The 24,440-nt window shown below is 45.8% G+C and carries 25 protein-coding genes; 18 read left to right on the top strand and 7 right to left on the bottom strand.

The genetic code is table 11. The annotated features are described in order from the left end of the window. The first annotated feature begins 339 nt into the window (after positions 1-339). The 5 genes from MHI38_RS11565 (at position 340) to MHI38_RS11545 (ending at position 6,028) form a co-directional block, all read left to right on the top strand. Positions 340-1,686, top strand: coding sequence for a cytochrome ubiquinol oxidase subunit I (locus MHI38_RS11565; RefSeq protein WP_090924468.1), 1,347 nt, complete (start codon positions 340-342; stop codon positions 1,684-1,686). Next, complete coding sequence (locus MHI38_RS11560) at positions 1,683-2,717, top strand: cytochrome d ubiquinol oxidase subunit II (RefSeq protein WP_090924469.1); 1,035 nt, start codon at positions 1,683-1,685, stop codon at positions 2,715-2,717. Before MHI38_RS11565 ends, MHI38_RS11560 begins: the two co-directional genes overlap by 4 nt. Positions 2,718-2,724: 7 nt before the next feature. After that, entirely contained in the window at positions 2,725-2,997 is a 273-nt protein-coding gene (locus tag MHI38_RS11555; protein WP_154891725.1) for a hypothetical protein, read from the top strand. A gap of 92 nt (positions 2,998-3,089) precedes the next feature. Continuing rightward, the gene (locus tag MHI38_RS11550) at positions 3,090-4,145 is read left to right on the top strand and encodes an MBL fold metallo-hydrolase (protein WP_308723221.1); all 1,056 of its coding nucleotides are present in this window, start codon (positions 3,090-3,092) and stop codon (positions 4,143-4,145) included. A gap of 257 nt (positions 4,146-4,402) precedes the next feature. Continuing rightward, on the top strand, positions 4,403-6,028 hold the full coding sequence (locus tag MHI38_RS11545) for an ABC-F family ATP-binding cassette domain-containing protein (RefSeq protein ID WP_090924472.1): 1,626 nt from the start codon (positions 4,403-4,405) through the stop codon (positions 6,026-6,028). Positions 6,029-6,135: 107 nt separating this feature from the next. Here the strand turns inward: MHI38_RS11545 and MHI38_RS11540 are convergent, their stop codons facing one another. Continuing rightward, on the bottom strand, positions 6,136-6,324 hold the full coding sequence (locus MHI38_RS11540) for a hypothetical protein (protein WP_090924473.1): 189 nt from the start codon (positions 6,322-6,324) through the stop codon (positions 6,136-6,138). A 245-nt stretch (positions 6,325-6,569) separates the two neighbouring features. Here MHI38_RS11540 and MHI38_RS11535 point away from each other — a divergent pair, with 245 nt between their 5' ends. Then, complete coding sequence (locus MHI38_RS11535) at positions 6,570-7,499, top strand: cation diffusion facilitator family transporter (RefSeq protein WP_090924474.1); 930 nt, start codon at positions 6,570-6,572, stop codon at positions 7,497-7,499. Positions 7,500-7,604: 105 nt separating this feature from the next. Here MHI38_RS11535 and MHI38_RS11530 read toward each other — a convergent pair whose 3' ends face one another. Then, positions 7,605-8,099, bottom strand: coding sequence for a hypothetical protein (locus tag MHI38_RS11530; protein WP_154891724.1), 495 nt, complete (start codon positions 8,097-8,099; stop codon positions 7,605-7,607). A gap of 374 nt (positions 8,100-8,473) precedes the next feature. Beyond that, positions 8,474-8,638, bottom strand: a complete 165-nt coding sequence (locus tag MHI38_RS11525) for a DUF1328 domain-containing protein (RefSeq protein WP_090924476.1) — start codon at positions 8,636-8,638, stop codon at positions 8,474-8,476. Positions 8,639-8,860: 222 nt separating this feature from the next. Between MHI38_RS11525 and MHI38_RS11520 the strand changes: the two genes are divergently transcribed. The 11 genes from MHI38_RS11520 to MHI38_RS11470 all read left to right on the top strand — a co-directional run bounded on the left by MHI38_RS11520 (position 8,861) and on the right by MHI38_RS11470 (position 21,128). After that, the gene (locus MHI38_RS11520) at positions 8,861-9,370 is read left to right on the top strand and encodes a DUF948 domain-containing protein (protein ID WP_090924477.1); all 510 of its coding nucleotides are present in this window, start codon (positions 8,861-8,863) and stop codon (positions 9,368-9,370) included. Positions 9,371-9,438: 68 nt separating this feature from the next. Then, positions 9,439-9,975 carry a hypothetical protein gene (locus MHI38_RS11515; RefSeq protein WP_154891723.1) on the top strand — a complete coding sequence of 179 codons (537 nt, stop codon included), beginning with the start codon at positions 9,439-9,441 and terminating at the stop codon, positions 9,973-9,975. A gap of 93 nt (positions 9,976-10,068) precedes the next feature. Continuing rightward, positions 10,069-10,413 carry a general stress protein gene (locus MHI38_RS11510; RefSeq protein WP_154891722.1) on the top strand — a complete coding sequence of 115 codons (345 nt, stop codon included), beginning with the start codon at positions 10,069-10,071 and terminating at the stop codon, positions 10,411-10,413. A gap of 363 nt (positions 10,414-10,776) precedes the next feature. After that, complete coding sequence (locus MHI38_RS11505; RefSeq protein ID WP_154891721.1) at positions 10,777-11,946, top strand: PP2C family protein-serine/threonine phosphatase; 1,170 nt, start codon at positions 10,777-10,779, stop codon at positions 11,944-11,946. Beyond that, on the top strand, positions 11,943-15,668 hold the full coding sequence (locus tag MHI38_RS11500) for a response regulator (protein ID WP_154891720.1): 3,726 nt from the start codon (positions 11,943-11,945) through the stop codon (positions 15,666-15,668). Before MHI38_RS11505 ends, MHI38_RS11500 begins: the two co-directional genes overlap by 4 nt. A 69-nt stretch (positions 15,669-15,737) precedes the next feature. Continuing rightward, entirely contained in the window at positions 15,738-16,610 is an 873-nt protein-coding gene (locus MHI38_RS11495) for a CheR family methyltransferase (protein WP_090924482.1), read from the top strand. A 16-nt stretch (positions 16,611-16,626) separates the two neighbouring features. Next, positions 16,627-18,303 (top strand): response regulator, encoded by a 1,677-nt coding sequence (locus tag MHI38_RS11490; protein WP_154891719.1) that lies wholly within the window; start codon positions 16,627-16,629, stop codon positions 18,301-18,303. Positions 18,304-18,390: 87 nt separating this feature from the next. Continuing rightward, positions 18,391-18,729, top strand: a complete 339-nt coding sequence (locus tag MHI38_RS11485; protein WP_090924484.1) for an STAS domain-containing protein — start codon at positions 18,391-18,393, stop codon at positions 18,727-18,729. Between the two features lie 18 nt (positions 18,730-18,747). Further along, positions 18,748-19,200: an anti-sigma B factor RsbW gene (gene rsbW / locus MHI38_RS11480; RefSeq protein WP_090924485.1), complete on the top strand. Its 453-nt coding sequence runs from the start codon at positions 18,748-18,750 to the stop codon at positions 19,198-19,200. After that, complete coding sequence (locus tag MHI38_RS11475) at positions 19,197-19,970, top strand: sigma-70 family RNA polymerase sigma factor (RefSeq protein ID WP_090924486.1); 774 nt, start codon at positions 19,197-19,199, stop codon at positions 19,968-19,970. The genes rsbW and MHI38_RS11475 overlap by 4 nt, the downstream gene beginning before the upstream one ends. A gap of 138 nt (positions 19,971-20,108) precedes the next feature. Then, positions 20,109-21,128, top strand: coding sequence for a magnesium transporter CorA family protein (locus MHI38_RS11470; RefSeq protein WP_261769624.1), 1,020 nt, complete (start codon positions 20,109-20,111; stop codon positions 21,126-21,128). 23 nt (positions 21,129-21,151) lie between these two features. Here MHI38_RS11470 and MHI38_RS11465 read toward each other — a convergent pair whose 3' ends face one another. The 4 genes from MHI38_RS11465 to MHI38_RS11450 all read right to left on the bottom strand — a co-directional run bounded on the left by MHI38_RS11465 (position 21,152) and on the right by MHI38_RS11450 (position 23,163). Continuing rightward, positions 21,152-21,517 (bottom strand): DUF5665 domain-containing protein, encoded by a 366-nt coding sequence (locus MHI38_RS11465; protein WP_139168946.1) that lies wholly within the window; start codon positions 21,515-21,517, stop codon positions 21,152-21,154. Between the two features lie 83 nt (positions 21,518-21,600). After that, positions 21,601-22,008, bottom strand: coding sequence for a YtxH domain-containing protein (locus MHI38_RS11460; protein ID WP_090924487.1), 408 nt, complete (start codon positions 22,006-22,008; stop codon positions 21,601-21,603). A 64-nt stretch (positions 22,009-22,072) separates the two neighbouring features. Further along, the gene (locus MHI38_RS11455; protein ID WP_090924488.1) at positions 22,073-22,330 is read right to left on the bottom strand and encodes a GlsB/YeaQ/YmgE family stress response membrane protein; all 258 of its coding nucleotides are present in this window, start codon (positions 22,328-22,330) and stop codon (positions 22,073-22,075) included. Positions 22,331-22,461: 131 nt separating this feature from the next. Beyond that, positions 22,462-23,163: a phosphatase PAP2 family protein gene (locus tag MHI38_RS11450; RefSeq protein ID WP_090924489.1), complete on the bottom strand. Its 702-nt coding sequence runs from the start codon at positions 23,161-23,163 to the stop codon at positions 22,462-22,464. 179 nt (positions 23,164-23,342) lie between these two features. Here MHI38_RS11450 and MHI38_RS11445 point away from each other — a divergent pair, with 179 nt between their 5' ends. Then, a complete protein-coding gene (locus MHI38_RS11445) occupies positions 23,343-24,347 on the top strand; it encodes an asparaginase (protein ID WP_154891718.1) in 1,005 nt (334 codons plus the stop codon). Positions 24,348-24,440 lie beyond the last annotated feature (93 nt).

Below are 24,440 nucleotides of genomic sequence, written 5' to 3'. Positions count from 1 at the left end.
TTGGCACGTGACCGTGCGGAAAGGTAAAGGCTTTTTTTATTGTTCTAACTTTGTTTTTCGTCATCTGGGATAAAAAAACGGGAACTTTTACACACTGTATATAGAGCCATAATTTGCATTCTGTGCAAAAGGAGGGCACCACGTATATGTTTCGCAAACAAGAGAAAACGCTCATCATCGTTTGTTTGGTGGCGGCTGTAGTTGTACTGTACGCCGTAGTCAAAAGCATCATTCGTATTATGAGTTATTAAAAATCCGTTCAGGCATGTACATAACCCATAACGATTCAACGAAACAATCAAACAACAATAACGATTACGCTGAAAGAGGAGTGTACCCATGTCATCTCTGGACCCTGTACTGCTCAGCCGGATTCTAACCGGTCTGACCCTGTTTGTGCATATCATCTTTGCTTCGATTGGTGTAGGTGTTCCGCTCATGATTGCTTTGGCTGAATGGCGGGGGCTACGTACCAATGACATTCATTACACCTTGCTGGCTCGTCGATGGGCGAGAGGTTTTGTCATTACGGTGGCCGTAGGTGTAGTCACAGGCACATCCATCGGCTTACAGCTGAGCTTGCTGTGGCCCATGTTTATGCGTGTCGCTGGTCAAGCGATTGCGTTGCCGCTTTTTATGGAGACATTTGCTTTTTTCGTAGAAGCGATTTTTCTCGGGATTTACCTATACACTTGGGATCGTTTCAAAAAGAAATACACGCACATGTTGTTGCTCATTCCGGTCGCTCTTGGCTCATCCGCTTCCGCGATATTTATCACAACCGTGAACTCGTTCATGAACCAGCCACAAGGTTTCACCTTGATTAACGGCATCATGAAAGATATCGATCCCATTGCCGCGATGCTTAACCCGGCGACACCAACGAAAGTATCCCACGTGCTTGCTTCCTCCTATACCTTGAGTGCCGGTGTATTGGCAGGGATTGCGGCATTCAGTCTGCTGCGAGGACGAGATCATGTTTATTACAAAAAAGCACTCAAGCTCACAACAGTATCTGCGCTTGTGTTTGCGATCAGCACCGTCATGATCGGTGACTCCTCTGGTAAATTTCTGGCGAAATATCAGCCGGAGAAGCTGGCCGCTGCCGAGTGGCATTTCAAAACGATGAAGGAAGCACCGCTGGTGTATGGCGGTATTCTCGATGAAAACAACGAGGTCAAATATGCCATCGAAATCCCTTATGCGCTGAGCATTTTGGCTGGTAACCGACCGGATACAGAAGTGAAGGGACTGGAAGAATATCCTGCCGATCTCAGGCCGCCGTTGTCCATTCATTATATGTTTGACCTGAAAGTAACAACAGGAGTCATTATCCTGCTGATCCCCGTGTTGTACGTGTTACGCCGCTGGTTGCCCGGACGCAAACCTTATCCGAAATGGCTACTGCTTGGCATCGTGCTTCTTGGCCCACTGGCGATGATTGCGATTGAACTTGGCTGGATGTTTGCCGAGGTGGGCAGACAGCCCTGGATTTTGCGCGGATATATGAAGGTGTCCGAGGCGGCGACGACCTCGACTTCGGTGGGGTGGATGCTCGTGCTTTTTATCCTGCTGTATCTGGTGCTGTGTTTCTCGTGCATTCGTGTGATCAGCAAGTTGTTCCGTAACAAGGAAGCGGAGAAGGAACTGGATTCGCTTGGCCTGGAAGGAGGCATCGTGCATTGAGCTTTGAAATTGCGGGCATCGCGATATTGTGGACGTTTCTGTTCGGTTATCTGATCGTGGCGTCGATTGACTTCGGCGCGGGTTTCTTCAGTTTTTACAGCATATTGACCGGACATGAAAACAAAATTCATAACATTATTCAGCGCTACCTCTCACCGGTGTGGGAAGTGACGAATGTGTTTCTCATCTTCTTTGTCGTGGGGCTGGTCGGCTTCTATCCCGACAGTGCGTTCTATTACGGTACAGCCCTGCTTGTTCCGGGTTCGCTGGCGATTGTTCTACTGGCGATCCGGGGAGTGTATTACGCCTACAATACTTATGGTAACCACGGGAAAAATAGCAGAATCTATCTGGCATTGTACGGAGCAACGGGATTGCTGATCCCGGCAGTGTTCTCCACAATTTTGGCGATATCCGAAGGCGGGATTATCGAACAGGTGGGCGAAAAGGTGTTCTTTCGCTGGCGTGAATTTTTGACAAATCCCTATACATGGTCTGTTGTATTGCTCGCTTTGGTGAGTGTACTGTACATTTCGGCGATGTTCCTGTCCTATTACGCGAAGCGGGCCGGGGATGAACCGGCCTTTGGCGTACTTCGGGAGTATGCGCTGTTGTGGAGCTTGCCCACGATTTTTGCGAGTTTTCTGGCTTTTCTGCAAATTAACAAACAAAATCCGGCTCACTTTGAACGTATGGTGGACATGTCCTGGATGTTTATCGCATCCTTTATCTGTTTTGTTATCGCGGTGTCGCTTGTGTGGAAGGAGAAATACCTGGGCTGGTGTTTTATCGCGGTGATGCTCCAGTTTGCCTTTGCTTGGTACGGATATGGTCGCTCACATCTGCCCTATATTCTGTACCCGTACATCAATATTTACGATAGCTTCACGAACCGAACGATGGGGATTGCGCTGATCACAGCATTCAGTCTCGGGCTCCTGGTGCTCATCCCATCTCTGGTGCTGATTATGAAGCTGTTCCTGTTTGATGCCAATTATGTACGCGGTAACGCCGGGAAAAAGAAAGGATGACTTCGCCATGTTTGCGACGACGATTTCGAATATTCTCTATATGCTGTCTGCTCTGCTACCCCGGCAACTTTCGGTGCTGAGATCTGCATGGCCCGCAGGTATTTATCCGGGATTGCACTTGCATCCGTTTTTGGAAGAAGGGGTGAAAGGCATACCGGGCATCACGGGGCTTAGCTTTTTTGAGACGTTTACGATCATGTATGCTCCGCCTCTGATTATGGTGACCGCGATTGTCTTTCTGTTTATCTATATGGCGGTATGCAAAAATCCAAAGGACTGATTACATTGACACTGTACTTATGTCAGGTGGTACGTCCACTGCCGATACGGGTAATCTGATGTTAAGAACTGAGGAAGGGAGGAGGCCCCTTCATGCCCAAAATTCGTTATAACAATATCGATAATGTCAGTACAGACAAAACGCTGAAGGAGTTCAAGCAGTGGAGAGAACAGCGGCGCCGCAAAGTAAAGGACTATTCCTACAAGGTGCCGAAGCACGAGCCTGAACTGGATTATTTACATGCCAACCGGGAAGAAACCACGATCACGTGGATCGGACACTCCACCTTTTTCATCCAATATTATGGACTGAATATCGTGACCGACCCGGTGTGGGCGGAAAAGATGGGATTCCAACGCAGGCTGGGTGACCCCGGCATTCCGATTCAGGATATTCCACCGCTCGACGTCATCCTTATCTCTCACTCACACTATGATCACTTGCATTTGGCTTCCCTGCGCAAATTGATTACATCGAAGACACTGCTGATTGTGCCGGACGGCTTGAAACGCAAGATGATCCGTAAGGGATTTCACCGCTGTCAGGAGATGAAATGGTGGGATCATATGGTGCTTAGTGGAGTGAAGATTACGTTTGTGCCTGCTCAGCACTGGACACGCCGAACGTTATTTGATACCAATACGTCCCACTGGGGCGGTTACGTATTGGAGCCAAATCATGTCGTACATGCATCAGAAGAGAGTGCGGCAGCAAGAGAAGTGCCGGAACAGTCCGCTTCAGCAATTTCTGAATCGCAGAAAGCTCACGATGACAAACAAGCAGGAGGTTATCCACCTGTCCTGTATTTTGTCGGGGATACCGGGTATTTCAAGGAGTTCAAAACGATTGGTGAACGCTTCGACATTGGCGTAACGCTGATGCCGATTGGCGCGTATGATCCCGAATGGTTTATGACTTCCCAGCATGTGACACCAGAGGAAGCCTTGCAAGGATTCGTGGAGACAGGCTCACAGCTTATGGTGCCCATGCATTATGGAACCTTCAAGCTGGCGGACGACACACCCAAGGAAGCACTGGACCGGCTGGAGGCGGAGAGAGAACGGCTCGGTATTGCCAAGGAACGGATTCGGGTGCTGGGACATGGCGAGACTCTTCGCATTCGACATGAAGCTGATGAGACCGAGTGATTATTCATTAAAATTCCATGAAAAGTACAATAACTGGGCTAACAAAAGCCAGCCAGATATGGTAATCTATAAATATACGTGCATGAACAGCATATTTACCAAAACTTTAATCCGTAAAAAGCGGCTGATTTTCGAATTTGCCGCTTTTTTGTGTTATAATATGGTGCCAGAATAGGCATCGGATATTGAATCCATGATTTTACGCAGGTTGCTATTCATGCAGTATGCAGATTAACGAATAAAGGATGGTATGCTTAATGATCAGTACAAGCGGCATCACGCTCCGCTACGGAAAACGTGCACTTTTTGAAGATGTGAATATCAAATTCACGCCAGGCAACTGTTACGGCCTGATCGGTGCGAACGGAGCCGGCAAATCAACGTTTTTGAAAATTTTGTCCGGTGAGATTGAAGCCAACTCGGGAGAGGTGCACATCACCCCGGGCGAACGTATGGCCGTTTTGAAGCAAAACCACTTTGAATATGATGAGTATCCGGTTCTCGAAACGGTTATTATGGGTCACGCTCGTCTGTATTCCATCATGAAAGAGAAGGATGCTTTGTATGCGAAGGCAGACTTCACAGAAGAAGACGGTTTGCGTGCAGGTGAACTTGAAGGGGAGTTCGCTGAGCAGAACGGCTGGGATGCTGAGCCGGATGCAGCGGCACTCCTGATCGGTCTGGGCATTGATCGTGACATGCATGACAAAAAAATGATAGAGCTGAGCGGGAACGAAAAAGTTCGCGTATTGCTGGCACAAGCGTTGTTTGGCCGTCCAAACAACCTGTTGCTCGATGAGCCTACCAACCACTTGGATCTCGAATCCATTCAATGGCTTGAGAACTTCTTGATGGATTATGAAGGCACCGTTATTGTTGTATCCCATGACCGTCACTTCCTGAACAAGGTATGTACGCATATCGCAGATATTGACTTTGGTAAAATTCAGATGTACGTAGGTAACTATGACTTCTGGTATGAGTCCAGCCAATTGGCTCTTGCGTTGCAACGGGATGCCAACAAGAAAAAAGAAGAGAAGATTAAAGAGCTGCAAGCCTTTATTCAACGTTTCTCCGCGAATGCTTCGAAGTCCAAACAGGCGACTTCCCGGAAGAAACAACTCGACAAAATCACATTGGATGACCTTCGTCCATCCAACCGTAAATATCCGTTTATTAACTTCAAACCTGAGCGTGAAGCAGGGAAACAATTGCTGACGGTGGATCGTATTCACAAATCCGTCGATGGTGTGGAAATGTTGAAAGATGTGAGCTTTGTGGTGAACAAAGGTGACAAAATTGCATTTGTTGGCCCGAACGGAAATGCCAAATCACTATTGTTTGATATTCTCATGGGTGAAACGGAAGCGGACAGCGGTGAATATACTTGGGGTGTGACGACAACTCAGGCTTATTTCCCGAAAGATAACTCCCAATTCTTTGACGGTGTGGATATGACACTCGTAGATTGGTTGCGTCAGTATTCCAAAGATCAGGATGAAACGTATCTGCGTGGCTTCCTGGGCCGTATGTTGTTCTCTGGTGAGGAGTCCCAGAAGAAGGCTAGCGTACTCTCCGGGGGAGAGAAAGTTCGCTGTATGCTGGCGAAAATGATGCAGACAGGTGCAAACGCATTGATTCTCGATGAGCCAACGAACCACTTGGATCTCGAATCCATTACTGCACTAAATAATGGTATGATTGACTTTGATGGAACGATGTTGTTTACTTCCCATGACCATCAGTTCATCCAAACGATCGCAAACCGGATTATCGAAATCACGCCTACAGGCCTGATTGATCGTCAAATGAGCTATGATGAATATCTGGAAAGCGACGAAATCAAAGAACTGCGCAACAAAATGTACCCGGTGGAAGCTTAATTCCACTTTAAATACGTGCAAGCCAAAAACCGCAAGTCCTCCTAGTGGAGGGCATGCGGTTTTTTGTCGTGCTCATGCTGATATACAGCTCTTATGCTGGCGCGAACCTAAGACCCGCCTGTACGGCGACGCTGGTTGTTCGGCTTTTTGTTGTTCTGGCTCTTCATGGCTTTAGGGCCGCCTTCAAAGTAAGCACCCGACTGGTTGCCGGAGTTTTGCTGTTCTTTCTTTTGTGCCAGCTTTTGACGGATCGCGTCTTGCAAGCTGACCTTTTTCGGTTCATTATTTTCGCTCATTATATATCCCTCCCGGTCTTGCAGTAAGCCGTCCAATTTGGACGGGATGTACTCATTTTATACGTTTTATAAAGGCCTCACAAGGGCAACCTGATAAAATGCCGTTTTCCACCAGTTTTACCTGAACCAACATTGTTTCTTCATCACTAAAGCCCTGCCTCTTGGAAACTTTGTTTCGGCTTGCCTACAGCCATGCTACCCGGCAACACTGTTTCTATAGACCCACACGGCTTGCATTTGGTACCATGGAAAAACTAGTTATTGGAAACGTGAAAAGGAGTGTCGTCCCCTTGAACGCTTATGAAGAGATACGTAAAGGAGAGCGGGGAGCCTGGATTAGCATCGCGGCTTACCTCGTATTATCTGCATTTAAGTTGATTTGTGGGTATTTGTTTGCTTCCAGTGCTCTGGTTGCAGACGGAATCAATAATGCTACGGACATTGTGGCTTCTGTCGCGGTATTAGTTGGCCTGCGCATATCGCAAAAACCGCCGGATTCGGATCATGCCTATGGTCATTTTCGGGCCGAAACGATTGCGGCATTACTTGCCTCATTTATTATGGCAGTTGTAGGACTTCAAGTATTGGTTGAGGCGGTACGATCCTGGTATGCTGGCGATTACACTGCTCCGAACCTGTGGGCAGCCGGCGTAGCTTTGATCTGTGCTGTGGTTATGCTGGGGGTGTACCGTTACAACTCGCGTCTAGCCCAGAAAATTAATAGCCAGGCTTTGCACGCGGCGGCTAAAGATAATCGTTCCGATGCCTGGGTGAGTATCGGTGCTGCCGTTGGCATCGTTGGTTCACAATTTGGACTCCCTTGGCTGGATAAAGTGGCTGCTATCCTGGTAGGTCTGCTAATTTGTAAAACAGCCTGGGAAATTTTCCGTGATTCGACTCATCTGCTTACCGATGGATTTGATCAAAAGCAGTTGACGGATTTAAGATCTGCCGTTGCCCGAGTTCCTGGTGTAGAAACGATCAAGGATGTGAAGGCACGAGTACATGGTAGCCATGTTTTGGTAGATGTAGTCATTGAAGTGGACGGAGGATTAACACTGGTAGAAGGTCATGAAATCTGTAATCAGGTGGAGGCACGACTGAAACGTTCGCATAACATTATGCACGTTCATGTACATGTAGAGCCTCGATCTGAAGAAACACACCTGCCATAAATCACTTAAAGCAGGAGTTTTCACAAAATAGATATATCAAAAAGAGGACAGACGCGAGTGTGGCGTACTGTCCTCTTTACTTATGTTAGAAACGATTATACGATATTATTGAATCGCAACGTGAATCCAGGCTTTACCTTTCCAAGTGTATACTTGGACCCATTCGCCGCCGTCGAATCCGTCAACAATTTCACCTGTTGTATCAACAACTTGCGCGCTCAGAGCACCGATTGGTTTACCGTTTGGTGCATCATAGAACCATGTGCGTTCCAGCAAGTTGAGCAACATGGTTGGCATTACAACTTCGTCACCCGGTTTTACAAGCGGCTCTTCAAACATTAAGTCAGATCCAGGCACAGGATTATTACCATTTACGCTGTAGGTACTGCCTGTAACGGTTTCAACCTTGCCTTCAACAGTCTGAACAGCAGGTTTGTTCACTTCTACAGCCGGTTTTGTTGTTGCCGGTGAAGTTGTAGTTGCTTCAGTACCGGAAGTTGTTGGTGTTACCGTGCCGGTAACCGCTTCCTCGGCACCTGCAGCGGCAGCCATGGAACCCATCAATGTTAAAGCAGCGGCAAAACTTACGATTTTTTTCATTTGTTTTTCCTCCTCGGTTAAATATGTAGTTTTTGATGTCCTGTGTTAAAAGTAACCAAGCAAGCTGGTCTATGAATCACAAATTATAACAATTTTTTCTTGGTTCCTCCAGAGTCAACTGGCGCATATGTGGGTAAATAGAAAGCCTGTAAAAATCAGACTTACGAGGCATAAAATCGGGCTGACTATATCATTAAAGTCCTGTTTTTCAGGACTCTTCGGCGGTGTGTTTTGGAATAAAGCAGGAGGGAGTGTAATACATAAATATAGAAAATAGGTAGGTGTACCTGTCTTGGAACGCACAAAAGCCGACGCGCCCGGAGGCATCATCGGCTTTCGTATGTAATGCAATCATCAGATTCAGACATCCGCTTTTATCGCATTCGGCTTCGTCCCGTAATGAGGGAGATAACGAAGAGTACTACAAAGATGAAGAACAGTACTTTTGCGATCGAAGCAGCCGCTTCAACAATTCCGAAGAACCCGAAAATACCGGCAACCAGTGCAATAATCAGAAATATGACAGACCATTTTAACATGAGAATTCATCCTTTCGTGTTAAAGTTTGTGGCGTGAACTGTGCTGTCTCACTGCCCTGTGTAGTCTAACCTTAACCGAGGTCCAATGACTTGAAACATGGTGTTTTTTTCTTCTTCTATACATCGCTGAAGGACCATTTTTCTTTTGTTTCGCCCGGGAAAACCTCGGGTAACTATAGCAATAACAAAACCGAACGCAATCATGGAAAGAGAGGTTCTTTTATGATCTATCAACTGAGCGTGGCCCTAATCGCAGTGGCATTTGCTGTACTGGTTTTCTTTTTGATTCGCACGTTAAAATCTGCCCAGAGCTCACTGGACAATGTTTCTCAGACACTACAGGAAGTACAAAAAACGATTGATGAACTCAGTTATGAAGTAAAACAGACAGTACGACATGCCAATGACATTACGGCTGATGTACAGCACAAAATGAAGAAGATTGACCCGGTAATGGAATCCGTTGAGAATTTGGGAGAAGTTCTGAGTGAAGTAACGGCAGCTGCCAAGCAGGTGTCCACTACACTGATGACCCGATTTCAGAATAGACCCTCCAAAGCAGAAGCAGGCAAAACGTCTGAATCCAATCAGGTAACAGCTCCACCTGCGACGCCTGCGGAGCGCACCGTGCAATCCTACGAAGCTACATATCAGGATAAAACAAAGGGCGGGAAGAACTGGATGAATTATATTGATCTCGCCGCTAATGTGTGGCAACGGATGCGTAAATAACATGACTGCTCTCTGATAATCGATGAAGCCTTCAGGGCGGTGATGAACTTGATGAAAGGGTGAGAATCATGATGAAACTACTGCTAGTGACTATGTTTAGCGTAATTTCTCCCTTTTCCGTTCAACCGGCAGCAACACCAGCTGCTCACGACATGCAATGGACGGTAATGGAGGAACAGGAGCCAGAGATGACTCTGGCTATGGATCGTTCCGAGACGTTCGAGCAGTTTCGGACTCTGAATGGCGTTTCACTAGAGGATGGAAAGCATGAATTATTTGCCAAGTTAGGTCAGCCAGATGCCATCAAAGAAGATCCTTATATGGGATGTCCAGAATATCATTTTCGTCATGTAAATGTGGGGATATGTGAAGACACAGACATGATTCAGTTCATACGTGTGGATGGTTCGCATAACTACTTGAACTTGAATGGGGAGTCTGTCCCAATGCACATGGATGCTATTCATCAAATCTTGGGCGAGCCTTACGCTGTTGCTGAGGATGGCGAGGTGTTTCTTCGTGGTCATTACGCGATTAAAGTATATATGAAATCAGGCTCTAAGCAGATTGACGCTGTTGACTTTTTCGACGATACGGTTTCCTGAGATTCTGATCCAGCTTCCGTTTCAACGTAAAATAGTATGGTTATATACTATAAGAGCGCGATAAAGAAGATTAATCAGAGGAGAGTGGAAACGATGAATTCAACCAATGCACAGGCGTATGCCAAAGTGGTAGAAAACGGAGTTCAAGCAGTAGAAGCGGTGAAAGAACTGCAGACGACTGGATACTTAGCTGATCATATCTTCGTTCTTGCCCATGAGAAGGATCGTACAGATCGCATTGCAGATACCGCAGATGCTAACGAGATTGGCATCAAGGAGGAAGGTGTATTTGATTCCATGGCGAATCTGTTCCGTTCACGCGGTGACGAACTTCGGGCCAAAATCGTATCGATGGGTTTTACCGAAGCCGAGGCTGATTTCTATGAAAGTGAATTGGATAAAGGCAAGGTACTGATCATTGCCAAAAAGAAAGACTAATATGTACATCCTGAGCGTAGGAGTGTTATATCAAGTAGTGCCCTGCGGTGAACCGGGACAGACTTAATCAAAAACATAGATAAGGAATGGGGGAAACCCCATTCCTTATCTATGTTTTTGCAAGTTCTGCCTCAGTCATGGGCCAAACCCCTGGTATAAACCGGTGCAAAAACCATAAAATCAAGGGAAAGCTACCTCTAATGGTTTGATTTGCTGATAGTCATTTTCTGGATTTATCATTATAGTTAGACTATGAATTGTTATGTCTACTGCCCGCTCTAGATGCAAATTTTGTATAAATAAGGTTGTTCGTTGAATAGATAACTATCGACAAACCCGGACGCCAAAGATAAGGAGATAGAAATGAGAATACTTATTGTTGACGACAATCCGACGAATGTCATTATCATTCGAGAAATTTTGAAAAAAGAAAATTACCGCGATATTGTGACAGCAAGCTCAGCTATGGAGATGTTCGAAGTATTGGGAATTGGTGAAGATAACAGCGAACTACGTCCCAAGCCGTCGGATATTGATCTGATCTTGCTCGATATGATGATGCCTGAAATGGATGGCATCGAAGCATGCAGTATTGTACAAAAATATGAAAACCTGAAAGATATCCCGATTATTATGGTGACTGCGATTGGTGATTCCAAGAAGCTGGCCGAAGCGCTCGATGCAGGTGCATCGGACTATGTAACGAAGCCGATTAACAAAGTGGAATTGATGGCCCGAATCCGGCTGGCCTTACGTCTGAAACAGGAGAAAGACTGGCACAAGGAGCGTGACCAGCGGATTCAGGATGAGCTTAAACTGGCAGCAATGGTGCAAAGTGCCGTGCTGAGTCATGCCATCGAAGATCCGCTGTTTCAGGTACATGCCATCTATAAACCATCTTTTGAGCTCGCAGGTGATCTTTACTCCTGGTTCCCGCTTGGAGAGGGACGATACGGGGTTTTGCTTCTGGACATGATGGGACATGGCATCTCTTCATCCCTGTTCACGATGTTTATCGCATCTGTGCTTAAGGATACAGTGACGACATATGTAGACCCGGAGAAGGTTATTCAGGAGTTAAATCGTCGCTTTAACCAATTGCATCTGGGAAAACAACTGGTGCAGTATTACTTTACAGCGATCTATTTAGTCGTAGACACGCGTATGAAACGGATTGATTATGTGAATGCGGGGCATCCTCCAGCTCTATTTTTCCGTAGTGACGGCAGTGTAACTTCATTTGACAGCGTATGCTACCCAGTGGGATTGTTCGACAAAATGGATATTGAACCGCAGACTATTCATTACGAAGGCGATGGACATATTGCGCTGTATACGGATGGCTTGCTTGAAGCCGTTCAGGGCGATCAGGAGCAGCAGTTGGAATTTTTGAAAGAGCAATTAAGAGGCTCCCATGCATGGAATGAAGAGGCGATGCAGGCTTTGTTCTTCGATGATGAATTGAATCCGGAACGGGATGATGATAAGTGTCTCGTATGGATTACGCTAGATAAAGGGGCGGTAACGGAATGAAAATCAGAAATAAACTGCTGATTGGTTTTACCGCCTTGATGGCCATTATGATTGCTCTTACTTTTGTAAGCTATGAGCGGCTTAACAGCAGTAATAAACAGATCGACCAGATGTATCAGGAACGTTATCTCAAGGTGCGATTTACTTCCGCGGCACGTGGAGAAGTCAATGATATTGCCAAAGTGCTAGCTAACTTGTTGTTAAACCCGAGCAATTCGGTCAGTGCGACAGAAGCAGATCTGAAGGAAATGAAGGACAGAGGTGTCCGTTATCTAGAACAGGTGAGAGACCGGGCAGATACCGCTTCTGAACATCAACTTGTAGACCGTGTGAATAATGCGTGGGATGCTTACACGAATTATGCAACAAGAATAACCAGCTTGATGTCCCAGAAACGGGTGGAGGATGCTAACAATTATCGTAATTCCTCTGGACTTGCGGTGCAGAAGGAAACGGTGGACAGCTTGAATGCATTGTCTCGTTATCAGGATCAGGAGATTGATGCCGAGATCAAAGATGCCAACGCTGCATATACCAGAGCGGTTCAGATTACGATCAGTATTATGGTCGCGGGATTACTGCTTGCCTTGGGAGTCATCCTGTGGGTGCTTCCTAGCATTACGCGTGGGCTGAATACAGTGTCGATGATGATTACGAGTTTTGGCAAAGGGCGATATAGAACCATCCGCCGGATTCAAATCAAGTCCACGGATGAGATCGGTCAGATTGCCAACGTGTTCAAAGAAGTCTCTAACGATCTGGAAGAGAAGCTTGAGATCGAGAAAGCCTATGTACAGGCTCAGCAGGATCAAAACTGGATGAGTTCCAACATTGCGAGAGTGCCCGAACTTCTGCGGGGAATCGGCTCCATTCGTCAAATTTCCCAGATGTTTATCAGTGAATTTACACCTGTGCTTGGTGCTCAGCTTGGTGTGGTGTATTTGATTGACGAAGAGAAGCATCCGGATGAGCTGAGACGTTATGGTTCATATGCTTTTGAAGAAAATGGTGAGCTCGGTAAAGAGGTGTATCGGATCGGGGAAGGCATGATTGGTCAGGCTGCCCTGGATATGAGTCCAATTGTGCTGGATCATACACCTGACGAATATGTGAGCATTGGTTCTGCTTCGGGTTCTGCGCGAGCTGCAGGAATTATGATCTACCCGGTTGTGTTTGAAGACGAATTAATCGGTGTGGTGGAGCTGGCTTCGTTCGAAGGTTTTAATGAGATGCACAAGCAGTTGTTCGGTCAGTTGATTATGAATTTGGGTGTCATCCTCAATAATGTTCGGCGACGTCTTCGTGTGGAAGAGTTGCTGCGGGAGTCGCAGGCGCTTACGGAAGAGTTACAGGTGCAATCCGAGGAACTGCAGACACAACAGGAAGAATTGCGCCGTTCCAATGAGAATCTGGAAGAACAGACGGATGCGCTTAAACGTTCTGAGGAGTTGCTACAGCGTCAGCAGGAGGAATTGGAACATTTTAATACCGAACTGATTGCCAAAACGCGTGCGCTTGAAGAACAGGTACGTGAAGTGGAAGAGAAAAATGATGAAATAGAGAAAACGAAGACACAATTGGAGCAACAGGCGATGCAATTGTCGATGACCAGTAAGTACAAGTCAGAATTTTTGGCTAATATGTCGCATGAACTTCGTACTCCACTGAACAGTCTGCTCATATTGTCTCAGTTATTGTCGGAGAACAAGGATGGCAATCTCAGCAGCAAACAGCAGGAATATGCACAAACCATTTATATGTCAGGTGCAGATTTGCTGAAGATGATTGATGAGATTCTTGATCTGTCTAAAGTAGACGCAGGCAAGATGGACATCAACTACGAAACCGTCCGATTGGATGAATTAACGGGCTTTGTCACCCAGAACTTTGGTCCGATGGCTAACAAGAAGGAACTGGATCTAAATATTGATTTTGATAGTTCACTACCGGAATGGATTTATACAGACAGTCATCGAGTGAAACAGATTTTAAGGAACTTGTTATCGAATGCATTCAAGTTTACAAACCGTGGTTCGGTAAGTCTGATTGCAAAGCGTATGAAGCCAGAGGAATTGCCTGGATATCTGAATACGAATCAGCAATATCTTGGATTCAGCATCAAAGATACCGGCATTGGGATTCCATCAGACAAGACGGATCTGATCTTCGAAGCGTTCCAGCAGGTAGACGGTACGACGAGTCGCAAATATGGCGGTACGGGTCTTGGTTTATCGATTAGCCGAGAATTGGCACGTCTGCTTGGTGGGGCAATACAGGTGAAATCTTCAGAAGGCGTGGGAAGCACCTTTACCCTGTTCCTGCCGGATAATCATGAAGAGGCTGAATGGGCGGAGGAAAAGGCAACAAGAGAAGCGGCAGTATCTTCAGAACAACAACAAACGCTGGTGCCGGATATTCAACCTGTCCGTATTCCGCAACAATCCATTTTGGCATCTGAACCGGAAGAAAGTCGTATGGCTGAATTATCGCCTGCTCGCAGTGCAGAGCTGTCACGAATAGAAGACGATGCTAACACCATCGTAGAAGGTGATAAAACGTTGCTGATCATCGAAGATGATGTGAAATTTGCTCATATTCTGATGGACATGGCGAGAGGCCGCGGCTTCAAGGCATTGGTTGCCCTTCAGGGAGATACTGGGCTGGAGATGGCTCGGGAATACTTGCCTGATGCGATCATTCTGGATATACAGCTACCTGTGATGGATGGTTGGACGATCTTGGGTGAACTGAAGAGTAATTCCGTAACACGTCACATCCCGGTGCATGTTATTTCGGTTGTGGATGATATGAAACAGGGGTTGATGATGGGGGCCATCGCATATCTGAAAAAACCATCCAGCAAAGATTCGTTGGATAAAGCATTCTCCCATATCCAATCCTATACGGAAAATCAATTAAAACGACTGCTCATCGTTGAAGATGATGAAATTCAGCGCAAAGCAATCATTGAATTGATCGGTCATGATGATGTGGCTATCACGGCTGTTTCTACAGGGCAAGAGGCACTGAATGAATTACACAGCCAGCGTTACGATTGTATGGTACTGGATCTGATGCTAACGGATATGACAGGTTTCGAATTGCTTGATCAGATTCGGGATGATGAATATCTGAATGATTTGCCAATCATCATTTACACGGGTAAAGAGCTGGATTCCAAGGAAGAGATGAAACTTCGTAAATATGCGGAATCGATTATTATCAAAGACGTGAAGTCACCGGAGCGATTATTGGACGAAACGACATTGTTCCTGCATCGGGTAGAAGCCAACCTGCCAGAGGACAAACGCCGTATTTTGCAGAAGCTTCATAATAAAGAAACCTTGTTCGAAGGCAAAAAAATATTGCTTGTCGATGATGATATCCGGAATGTGTTTGCATTATCCAGTGTGCTTGAAGGGTACCGTATGGATGTTACATTTGCTGAGAACGGTCGTGAGGCGCTGGAGGCACTCGAGAAAAATCCGGAGTTTGATCTGGTGCTGATGGATATGATGATGCCAGAAATGGACGGATACGAGGCGATGACACGGATCAGACAGAACCCGAAATTTGATAAATTGCCGATTATTGCCCTCACAGCCAAGGCGATGAAAGAGGATCGAGGGAAATGTATTGAGGCTGGGGCATCCGATTATGTGAAAAAACCGATTCAAACCGATCAATTGTTATCGTTAATGCGGGTATGGCTGTATTCGTAAGCGTATGGTTTGGGTAATGAAGGAGAATAACGCATACGCAAGTAACCAAAGACGAAGTGGAGAGAAGTTATGACACCGTGGGAACCTAACGAGACGGGAGCAGATACGATCCGTATACCGCAAGATGAAGAACGGGAACTGATCGAGATTGAATTGCTGCTGGAAGGAATGCATCGTTTGTATGGGTATGACTTCAGAAATTATGCGTTGCCATCCCTAAGAAGAAGAATATGGCATTATGCGCATGCGGAAGGAGTGAAAAGCATATCCGGACTACAGGAAAAGGTACTGCACAATCGTTCATCGTTTGAACGGTTTGTACAGAATTTATCCATTCCGGTAACGGAAATGTTCCGAGACCCATCGCTTTTTCGCATGTTTCGGGAGAAGATCATTCCTATTCTGAGAACCTATCCTTATATTCGGATATGGCATGCAGGCTGCTCTACGGGTGAAGAAGTGTATTCCATGGCAATTATGCTGCATGAGGAAGGTCTGTATGACAAGGCACGAATCTATGCAACGGATATGAATGACCGCTCACTGCAACAGGCCAAGGAAGGCGTATACGGTATTGAGAAAATGAAGTTGTTTACAACAAATTATCTGGAGGCAGGGGGCACGAAAGCCTTCTCCGAATACTATACAGCGAAATATAATTCCGTTATATTTCACCCGTTTCTTCAGAAAAACATTATTTTTGCCGAACATAATCTGGCAACTGACAGGTCGTTTAATGAGTTTAACGTTATCTTTTGCCGCAATGTCATGATTTATTTCAACGATGAGCTGCGGAACCATGTGCACGGGCTGTTTCATGAGAGCTTGAGCCACTTTGGCATACTCGTTCTGGGATCGAAAGAATCCATTCATTTTACAGAATATAGCGATGCCTATGAGCCGTTAGACCGGACCGAAAAAATATACCGGAAAATCAAATAGGGGGTTAGGCTTAGTTATGGGGCTCAATGAACCAATCCACATATTATTGGTAGATGACCGCCCTGAGAACCTGCTTGCGCTCGAAGCGGTTCTGGAATCAGAGCAATACAAACTCGTCAAGGCAAATTCCGGAGAAGAGGCACTCCGGTGTCTGCTCAAAGACGAATTTGCGGTCATTGTACTTGATGTGCAGATGCCTGGGATGGACGGGATTGAGACAGCGAAATTAATCAAGGCACGAGACAAATCCAAAGATGTGCCCATCATCTTCATTTCGGCGAATAGCAGAGAGGCTGAGCATTTGTTTGCCGGATATTCAGCGGGAGCCATTGATTATATGGTCAAACCGTTTATTCCCCAGATTTTGAAGTCCAAAATCGAGGGTTTTGTAGAGATGTTTATCTCCAACAAAAGACTAAAGACACAGACAATGTTGCTTCACCAGAAGACACAGGAACTGGAGAAGATGAATCAGCAACTCGTGCAGGCCAAAGAAGAAGCCGAGATTGCGGCTAATGCCAAAACGGAGTTTCTGGCCATGATGAGCCATGAGATTCGTACGCCCATGAACGGAGTCATTGGCATGGTTGACCTGTTGATGGAAACCGAGTTGAAGGAAGATCAGAAGGAATATGTGGATATCGTTCGCCGCAGTGCCGATGCACTCGTCACGGTAATCAATGATATTCTAGATTTCACCAAAATGGAGTCCGGCAAAATGGAGCTGGAGGAGCATCCATTTGAACTCGTTTCCTGCATACGTGAAGTGCTCGGTCTGTTCGCTGCAGAAGCAGGTAAGAAAAGTCTGGAACTGGATTTTTTCCTTGAAGATGCTGTGCCTGAATTAATCTATGGAGATATGGCACGTCTCCGCCAAGTGCTGCTGAATTTGATTGCCAACGCGGTGAAGTTTACGGAGCAGGGCGGTGTGTATCTCATTGTGTCCGTGAACGAAGAGAAGGACGGCAATATGTCTTTGGAATTTGCTGTCAAAGATACAGGAATAGGCATCGCACCTGAGAAAGTGGATCGCTTGTTCCAGCCGTTTTCTCAGCTTGATACGTCCATGACTCGAAAATATGGTGGAACTGGCCTTGGCCTTGCCATCTGTAAAACACTGGTCGAAATGATGGGTGGGCAGATTTATCTTGATATCTCTGAAAAGCGGGGGGCTACCTTCGTGTTTACCATTCAGGCCAAGCGTTACATTGAAACGGAACTGGTTCAGGGTAGCGGCGAAGAGAAGCTGACAGACGTTAATCATGAAGATAAACATGCAACGGTATTAATCGTGGATGACCATCCGATCAATCAGAAGTTGATGGCCATCATGTTGCACAAGCTTGGACTTCTCTCAGATATTGCGGAAGATGGGCAGAAGGCTCTCGACATGGTGCTCGAAAGCTCGTCGCCATATGACTTTATTTTTATGGATCTGCAGATGCCAGTGATGGATGGTCTGGAATGTACGAGAAAAATACGCGCAAGCGTGTCTCAGAAGCAACAACCTGTCATTATAGCCATGACAGCTAACGTAATGGAAGGTATACAGCAGCGCTGTACCGAGGCAGGAATGGACGATTATATCAGTAAGCCGGTGAAAATGGGAAGTGTCAAACAGAAACTTTCCCATTATCAGAAGAAACGCCAGGTTATTAATCCGGCTGGTTCAGCAATGAATCAGGCCAATTGAAGTTTTTACCAGTTATGTTTCCTGTTTCACTCGTGCGTAAGTTGGGTTATAAGGTAAGGAAACCATTGATCAGGAGAGAGATGTCTAATGAATACAAATAAAAATGAAAAATTCAACGCAAGAACCGAAACACATGACGGTGTATGCACAGTGTATTTGACTGGCGAACTGGATTTGTCGGTTGCTCCTGACTTCCGTTTGGTAATGGAACCGCTCGTGGACAACAAGGAGCAGGATCTGATTATTAACATGAAAGATCTGAAGTACATTGATAGCACAGGGATTGGTATCCTGTTATCTGTTCTCAAGGCCAGACATGGAATGGAAGCTCGCTTTGAAGTACAGGAAGTTCCTGCGCAAATTCAGAAACTTTTTGATATGACGGGTATAGCTAAATTCTTTGTTACACAGAAGAATTCCCAATAGGAAAGGATCGAAAAAGGAATGAATGCAGAAGTCCAAAGAATTACGCTGAATTTACCGGCGACAGCTGAATATGTGGATATTGTAAGACTTAATCTATATGGTGTTGCGTCCAAAATGGGATTCTCTTATGAAGACATTGAGGATATGAAGGTTGCTGTATCCGAAGCCTGTAACAATTCCGTATTGTATGCCTACTCTCATGAAGGCGGTATGGTTGAAGTCGTTTTTGAAGTAGATGGTGAGATGCTCGCGATCACTGTCAAAGACGAGGGTTCCAGCTTCGAGAATGTGAACCCAGCCGCAACACGTTCCGGACTTCATGACAAAGAACTGACAGACGCTCAGATTGGCGGACTTGGGTTCTACCTGATGCAAGCCTTGATGGATGATGTCAGTGTTGAAAGTGAGACGGGCAAAGGTACGAAAGTAGTACTCGTAAAACGTCTTGCAAAAAGTGAGGAGAAAGTATGAATGAGAAAGTGACTCCCCCAGAGTCCATGTCTGAAGCGATTGGTTTGATCTGGGAATACCAACAAACACAGGACAACGAAATCGCTACGGTTCTGATCCGCAAGTATGAGCCGATGGTCAAAATGGCTGCGGGTAAAATTGCCCGGAATCGACCTGATTTATACGAGGATCTGTACCAGACAGGGCAAATGGCATTGATCCGATTGTTGAAGCAATATGATATCAATCTGGGGATTCCATTTGAACCGTATGCGATGAAAAGTATGATCGGTCATATGAAAAATTATCTACGGGATAAGTCATGGTACATTCAAGTACCGAGAAGAATCAAGGAAAAAGGGGCATTGGTGCAACATGCCATTGATGAGCTGACGGTAAAGCTGGAGCGTTCACCCGGGGTTAATGAGATTGCTGAGTACCTGGATCTTACTCCGGAGGAAACGATTGAAGTTCTGGCTGGTCGGGAGTGTTACCACTATGTTTCTCTGGATTCTCCATTATCTCAGGATGACAGTGCTGCGACACTAGGAGAACTGATCAGCGCGGATGTGAATGACTTTGATTCGGTGGAAAAACGAATGGATTTGCAGCAGGCATTAGGCCAGCTTAAGGAACAAGAACAGAAAGTACTTATTTTAGCCTTTCAGGATGGACAGTCACAGCGGGCTATAGCCCAGAAACTGGGTGTCTCGCAGATGAGCGTCTCCCGGATTCAGAAAAGGGCTACGGAGAAACTGAAGCAGATTATGTCTAACGCTTCTCTGCTATGAACCATTATTCTAATTGTTGCCCCAATACGGCTTGACGAGGACACGGTATTGCACTGGAATGCATACGTGTCCTTTTTGAATTGATTGAGAGGAAAGTTTAGTGGCAATAGAATAAAACATGTTCAGGAGGAATGTCAGGTGGACCAAATCAAACTGGAAGCTCGGCGTGATCAGTTATCCTGCTCCGAAGATTGGCAGTGGTGGGATTGGGTAGCTCCGGATTCTAGTAGTATGGAGAGCGCACTTCGTGATCTAGAACAGTCATTTCCAGAGATGCAATACTGGCTAAGCAAAATACCAGAAGCCGAATCGAACTACTTGTCCGTTCGTTATTTTAATGGCACAGATGCGGTTATTTTTGGCTCGTTTTTATATGCTGTAAAAAATGAGAGAGAAGATCAACGAAGAGATAATCAGATGTTTTTTTATGTCGACAAGCAGAATTTGGTCACGCTTAATTTGGACGACAATACGAGAGGCATTATGAAATCGGGCGAACGAATGCACATGTTGCACCAATGTACGCAGGCTAGAGAAGGTATGTTTGTGCTTTTTCGGGCCATTCTACATTATTACCATGTCGGTATGGATCATTTTGAGATGAATCTGCGTGACCTGGAACGGAGAATGGAATCACGGAATGCGCGGACATTAATGGATCAGATTCTGGCAGCACGCTTCGAATTGCTGTACTGGAGTAACCTGTTCATTCCTTATACCGAATTAATGGCCGCTTCCCGGGAAGCCTATCTTCAAGAAATTACAGAGAATCGCTTCTATCAGCAACTTCAATACCGCGTTGAACGAATGGAGTGTCTGTTCCAGCATTATGAAAAGGAGATTGATACCTTAATCTCGATCGACAACGCGATATCAGGCGTACGCGGCAACGAAATTATGAAGACACTGACGATTGTGACATCCGTATTCACACCTGCAACAGCCGCAGGTGCTATATGGGGGATGAATTTTGAGAATTTGCCCCTGATCGACAAAACATGGGGAGTCGTGCTTGTTATTGTACTCATCATCTGCAGCATGATCAGTATGTATATATGGATGATGATGAAAGGATGGACCGGGGATTTGTTAAAAGTAAAATCTGCACAGTCCTCCGCTCGGGGAAACCGGGACAGAGGAAAAAAGGAACCGCGATAGTCACAGACTGGGCGGTTCCTTTTTTATTTTTTGTAATCCTCAATGTAACCGAGCAAGTCGGCGATGTATTGACCCACGATAGGCATATTGACAAATTGGCTAAGAATGAAGGCAAGCAAACCGAGCACAACAAACGTTCCGACGGTCAATCCAAGTCCACGAGCCATACCTGCTGTAAAGTTGGTAATGATTCGTTTCTTGGGACTACTGTAATTTTCAATGATGTCTTTGATCTGAGCCCTCTCCAGACTGTCGGCAATCTGATCAAGCCGTGTGTTCAGGCGCTTGACCTCGTGACGCAATTCGAATGGATGTTCACTGGTATCATACTGCTGTGCAGGTGTTCCTCCCGGTACTGAGGTGTTGCCATTAATCGTGACTTTACTCATATCTGTCATTCCTCCGTTCGCTTTGGATAAAAAATAGCCAGCTGGAATGCAGCTGGCTATTCATTGCTCGATCTCATCAAGCCTTACAGGCTTGTCGAGTTCAATTGTTTACGCGCATCTTCCTTCGCTTCTACGGAAGCGGCAGCCACTTCTTCAGATGCACGTGTTGCTTCCTCAGCAACATCTGCTGAAGCTTTTCTTACGGAATCCATAACGTCATTGCGACCTTGGTTTACTGTTCTTGCCAGATCGGACGTTTTGGAAGATACCGTTTTGGCAATTTCAGAAGCTTTGTCACCAACAACTGTGGCCACTTCCTTTGTACGGTCAGTCACCATACCTACCTTTTCAGAAAGATCACCACGCAATTCGCGTCCTGGTTTAGGGGCGAATAACAGGGCAGCTGCAGCGCCCAACAAACCTCCGATGAAAATGCCTTTGGCGAAAGTCGAACCACTTTGTACAGGATATTGCTCTTCTGCTTTATTCATGTCTAATCACTCCTTCATTAATTTAGGAAAGAAATACGAAACAACGAACACCATCTAACCCGAATCAGGCAGCCTGTCTTAGCAGTCTGGACACAAGCCCCAGCAAGAATACAAAGAGCGCTGTACCAATGATGGCGGGAATGACGGCAAAGTTACCGATAACCGGTCCCCAGTTACCAAGCAAAAGTGCTCCCAGCCAGGCTCCGGCGAATCCGGCAATCATCGCACCAATCACGCCGCCCGGCATGTTATGACCGGCAAGTGCATCTCCAATCAAACCGATAATGATCGCCATGACAATGCTGATAATAATGCCCCACATAACAACCGCCTCCTTTCAACTTGATGCAGGATGTTGTCTGTTCGCGTTTGCTTACTTCGTATATAAACGCCGTGCAACATGGTGAAACAACTAACTGTCCGATGAATAAGCTGGAAATTAGATACAGGGGATCAAATGGCAGGGTGTTTTATTCCCTGAATCATACAGCCAATCCAGACGAAGCCTGCGGCAAATCCGGCAAAAACATCGGTAGGATAATGAACCCCCAGCATAACCCGACTCACGCCGATCAACAGAACAAATAGAATACCGCAAATAACAGGAAGCCATCTTCTAATTACATCCCGTTCCTTCCATTCGATGGCCCAGATGACAAAAAGCATACCGTAAAAACCCATCGAAATCATGGCATGACCACTGGGATAACTATATCCATGCACAACGAGAAGGTGATCCAGTTCGGGTCTGCTTCGTCTAAAGATTTCTTTTAAAAACGTGTTCAAAATCCACATCATTCCGAAACTTGCGCAGATGATATAACCATACATCATCGTTCTGGGATGACGCTGTAAGAAACATAATAGTGCGAACCCTGCTGCAGCAAGTGCTGATATTTTAAATGAACCCAGTGCCGTGATGAAGGAAGTGTAGGGTAGCAGAGACAGACGGGATTGCGAGTGGAGATAAAACATTTGCTGAACTTGACTGTCCAGTCGAATTAAACGTTCCAGACCCAGCCAGGCTCCAACACCAGCCAATAATAAAACAGTAGCTGAGCTTAGCAGTGAAGCAATCAGGACGTATTTCAGCAGAGATTGCAAAGACATCACATGAGATGATTCAGATGATAGATGTTGAGAATTACGTAGCATGAAACGTATCCCCTTCTATAAAGAGTAGTCCTTCAGTAAGGCTGATAAAGCTTTACCCGAAACGACTGTCGAAAAAACTGTAAAACCGTCGTTTTTGTACTATACTAATGAGGATATCCCATGCGGCGCCGTGAAGCAAAGCAGAGAAGAAATTAGCAATTTAAAGGAGAGAAACTCGCGTGGAGAGTGCTTTGTTAGTTAAAGAATACCGTACGGGCGTGATGGAATGCGCTCACTACGGACACATATGTATTACAGATGAGCATGGCCGGGTTGTATATTCGGCTGGTGATCCTCATTTCAGAGCGTTCACACGTTCATCGGCCAAACCTTTTCAAGCGATTCCAGGTATTCGGGCCGGAATTGATCGACATTATAGTCTTAAGCCACAAGAGATTGCAATCATGGCTTCATCACATCGCTCTGAGCCGGAGCATATTCAAGTGCTGGAGCATCTGGCTCATAAAATCGGACTTGGTGAGGAATGTCTGATCTGTGCACCAAGCTATCCGCTTAATGAAGAAAGCCGCAATAACTGGTTGAGGGCGCAAGGAGAGAAACGCAGAATATTGCATAACTGTTCGGGGAAACATCTGGGCATTCTGGGTTATAGCCAGATGAGAAAACTTGATTTGAGCAGCTATGCCGAGCCGGATCATCCAGTGCAACGAGAAATCCTAGAAACACTGGCAGGTCTCGCAGGCATTGAAGAAAAAGAGATTCAACTAGGGACGGATGGCTGTGGATTTCCGGTATTTTCGCTACCTTTGTCTGCACTGGCCAATGCATATCTCAAGCTCGCATGTCCTGACCTGATTGCAGATGAGCCTACACGCATGGCTGTAAAGACGATCACTTCGGCTATGAATCAGCACCCTCTGATGGTCGGTGGCCAGAATCGGGTGGATTCGGTGTTGCTGGAAGACGATAATATTGTCGCCAAAGGCGGATTCAAGGGTGTATTTGGTTTTGCACTGAAAAAAGAAAGATTGGGCATCACCTTCAAAGTGCTGGATGGCTCTGAGGAAGAATGGGCTTCCATTGCACAATCGATATTGAAGCAACTAAACTATTCCAACCCTAAAACCATTGCACGCTTGGCTGAAGTATTTTCTGCAGACATTCGTAATGATGCAGGCACTATAGTGGGTCGGATGGATAGTGAATTTGTGCTCCACTCATGAAAAGATAGCGTGTAACCTTTAGAAGGAACGTGATTAGAATGACCGGACCCCGGGTAAAAATCACATACCAACTGGTATTGACCTATATCATTT

The organism is Paenibacillus sp. FSL K6-1558, from assembly GCF_038002565.1.
In the GTDB taxonomy this organism is placed as follows: domain Bacteria; phylum Bacillota; class Bacilli; order Paenibacillales; family Paenibacillaceae; genus Paenibacillus; species Paenibacillus polysaccharolyticus.
Note: the sequence above shows the minus strand (reverse complement) of the source record. Positions and strands in the feature narration are given on the sequence as shown.

Excerpts from the sequence above, each read along its gene's own strand:
- rsbW (WP_090924485.1), top strand. The coding sequence starts at position 18,748 with ATGAATGCAGAAGTCCAAAGAATTACGCTGAATTTACCGGCGACAGCT.
- MHI38_RS11555 (WP_154891725.1), top strand. The coding sequence starts at position 2,725 with ATGTTTGCGACGACGATTTCGAATATTCTCTATATGCTGTCTGCTCTG.
- MHI38_RS11460 (WP_090924487.1), bottom strand. The coding sequence starts at position 22,008 with ATGAATAAAGCAGAAGAGCAATATCCTGTACAAAGTGGTTCGACTTTC.
- MHI38_RS11510 (WP_154891722.1), top strand. The coding sequence starts at position 10,069 with ATGAATTCAACCAATGCACAGGCGTATGCCAAAGTGGTAGAAAACGGA.
- MHI38_RS11535 (WP_090924474.1), top strand. The coding sequence starts at position 6,570 with ATGGAAAAACTAGTTATTGGAAACGTGAAAAGGAGTGTCGTCCCCTTG.
- MHI38_RS11515 (WP_154891723.1), top strand. The coding sequence starts at position 9,439 with ATGATGAAACTACTGCTAGTGACTATGTTTAGCGTAATTTCTCCCTTT.
- MHI38_RS11530 (WP_154891724.1), bottom strand. The coding sequence starts at position 8,099 with ATGAAAAAAATCGTAAGTTTTGCCGCTGCTTTAACATTGATGGGTTCC.
- MHI38_RS11550 (WP_308723221.1), top strand. The coding sequence starts at position 3,090 with ATGCCCAAAATTCGTTATAACAATATCGATAATGTCAGTACAGACAAA.
- MHI38_RS11565 (WP_090924468.1), top strand. The coding sequence starts at position 340 with ATGTCATCTCTGGACCCTGTACTGCTCAGCCGGATTCTAACCGGTCTG.
- MHI38_RS11490 (WP_154891719.1), top strand. The coding sequence starts at position 16,627 with ATGGGGCTCAATGAACCAATCCACATATTATTGGTAGATGACCGCCCT.
- MHI38_RS11450 (WP_090924489.1), bottom strand. The coding sequence starts at position 23,163 with ATGCTACGTAATTCTCAACATCTATCATCTGAATCATCTCATGTGATG.
- MHI38_RS11485 (WP_090924484.1), top strand. The coding sequence starts at position 18,391 with ATGAATACAAATAAAAATGAAAAATTCAACGCAAGAACCGAAACACAT.
- MHI38_RS11545 (WP_090924472.1), top strand. The coding sequence starts at position 4,403 with ATGATCAGTACAAGCGGCATCACGCTCCGCTACGGAAAACGTGCACTT.
- MHI38_RS11505 (WP_154891721.1), top strand. The coding sequence starts at position 10,777 with ATGAGAATACTTATTGTTGACGACAATCCGACGAATGTCATTATCATT.
- MHI38_RS11500 (WP_154891720.1), top strand. The coding sequence starts at position 11,943 with ATGAAAATCAGAAATAAACTGCTGATTGGTTTTACCGCCTTGATGGCC.
- MHI38_RS11540 (WP_090924473.1), bottom strand. The coding sequence starts at position 6,324 with ATGAGCGAAAATAATGAACCGAAAAAGGTCAGCTTGCAAGACGCGATC.
- MHI38_RS11495 (WP_090924482.1), top strand. The coding sequence starts at position 15,738 with ATGACACCGTGGGAACCTAACGAGACGGGAGCAGATACGATCCGTATA.
- MHI38_RS11475 (WP_090924486.1), top strand. The coding sequence starts at position 19,197 with ATGAATGAGAAAGTGACTCCCCCAGAGTCCATGTCTGAAGCGATTGGT.
- MHI38_RS11465 (WP_139168946.1), bottom strand. The coding sequence starts at position 21,517 with ATGAGTAAAGTCACGATTAATGGCAACACCTCAGTACCGGGAGGAACA.
- MHI38_RS11520 (WP_090924477.1), top strand. The coding sequence starts at position 8,861 with ATGATCTATCAACTGAGCGTGGCCCTAATCGCAGTGGCATTTGCTGTA.
- MHI38_RS11525 (WP_090924476.1), bottom strand. The coding sequence starts at position 8,638 with ATGTTAAAATGGTCTGTCATATTTCTGATTATTGCACTGGTTGCCGGT.
- MHI38_RS11455 (WP_090924488.1), bottom strand. The coding sequence starts at position 22,330 with ATGTGGGGCATTATTATCAGCATTGTCATGGCGATCATTATCGGTTTG.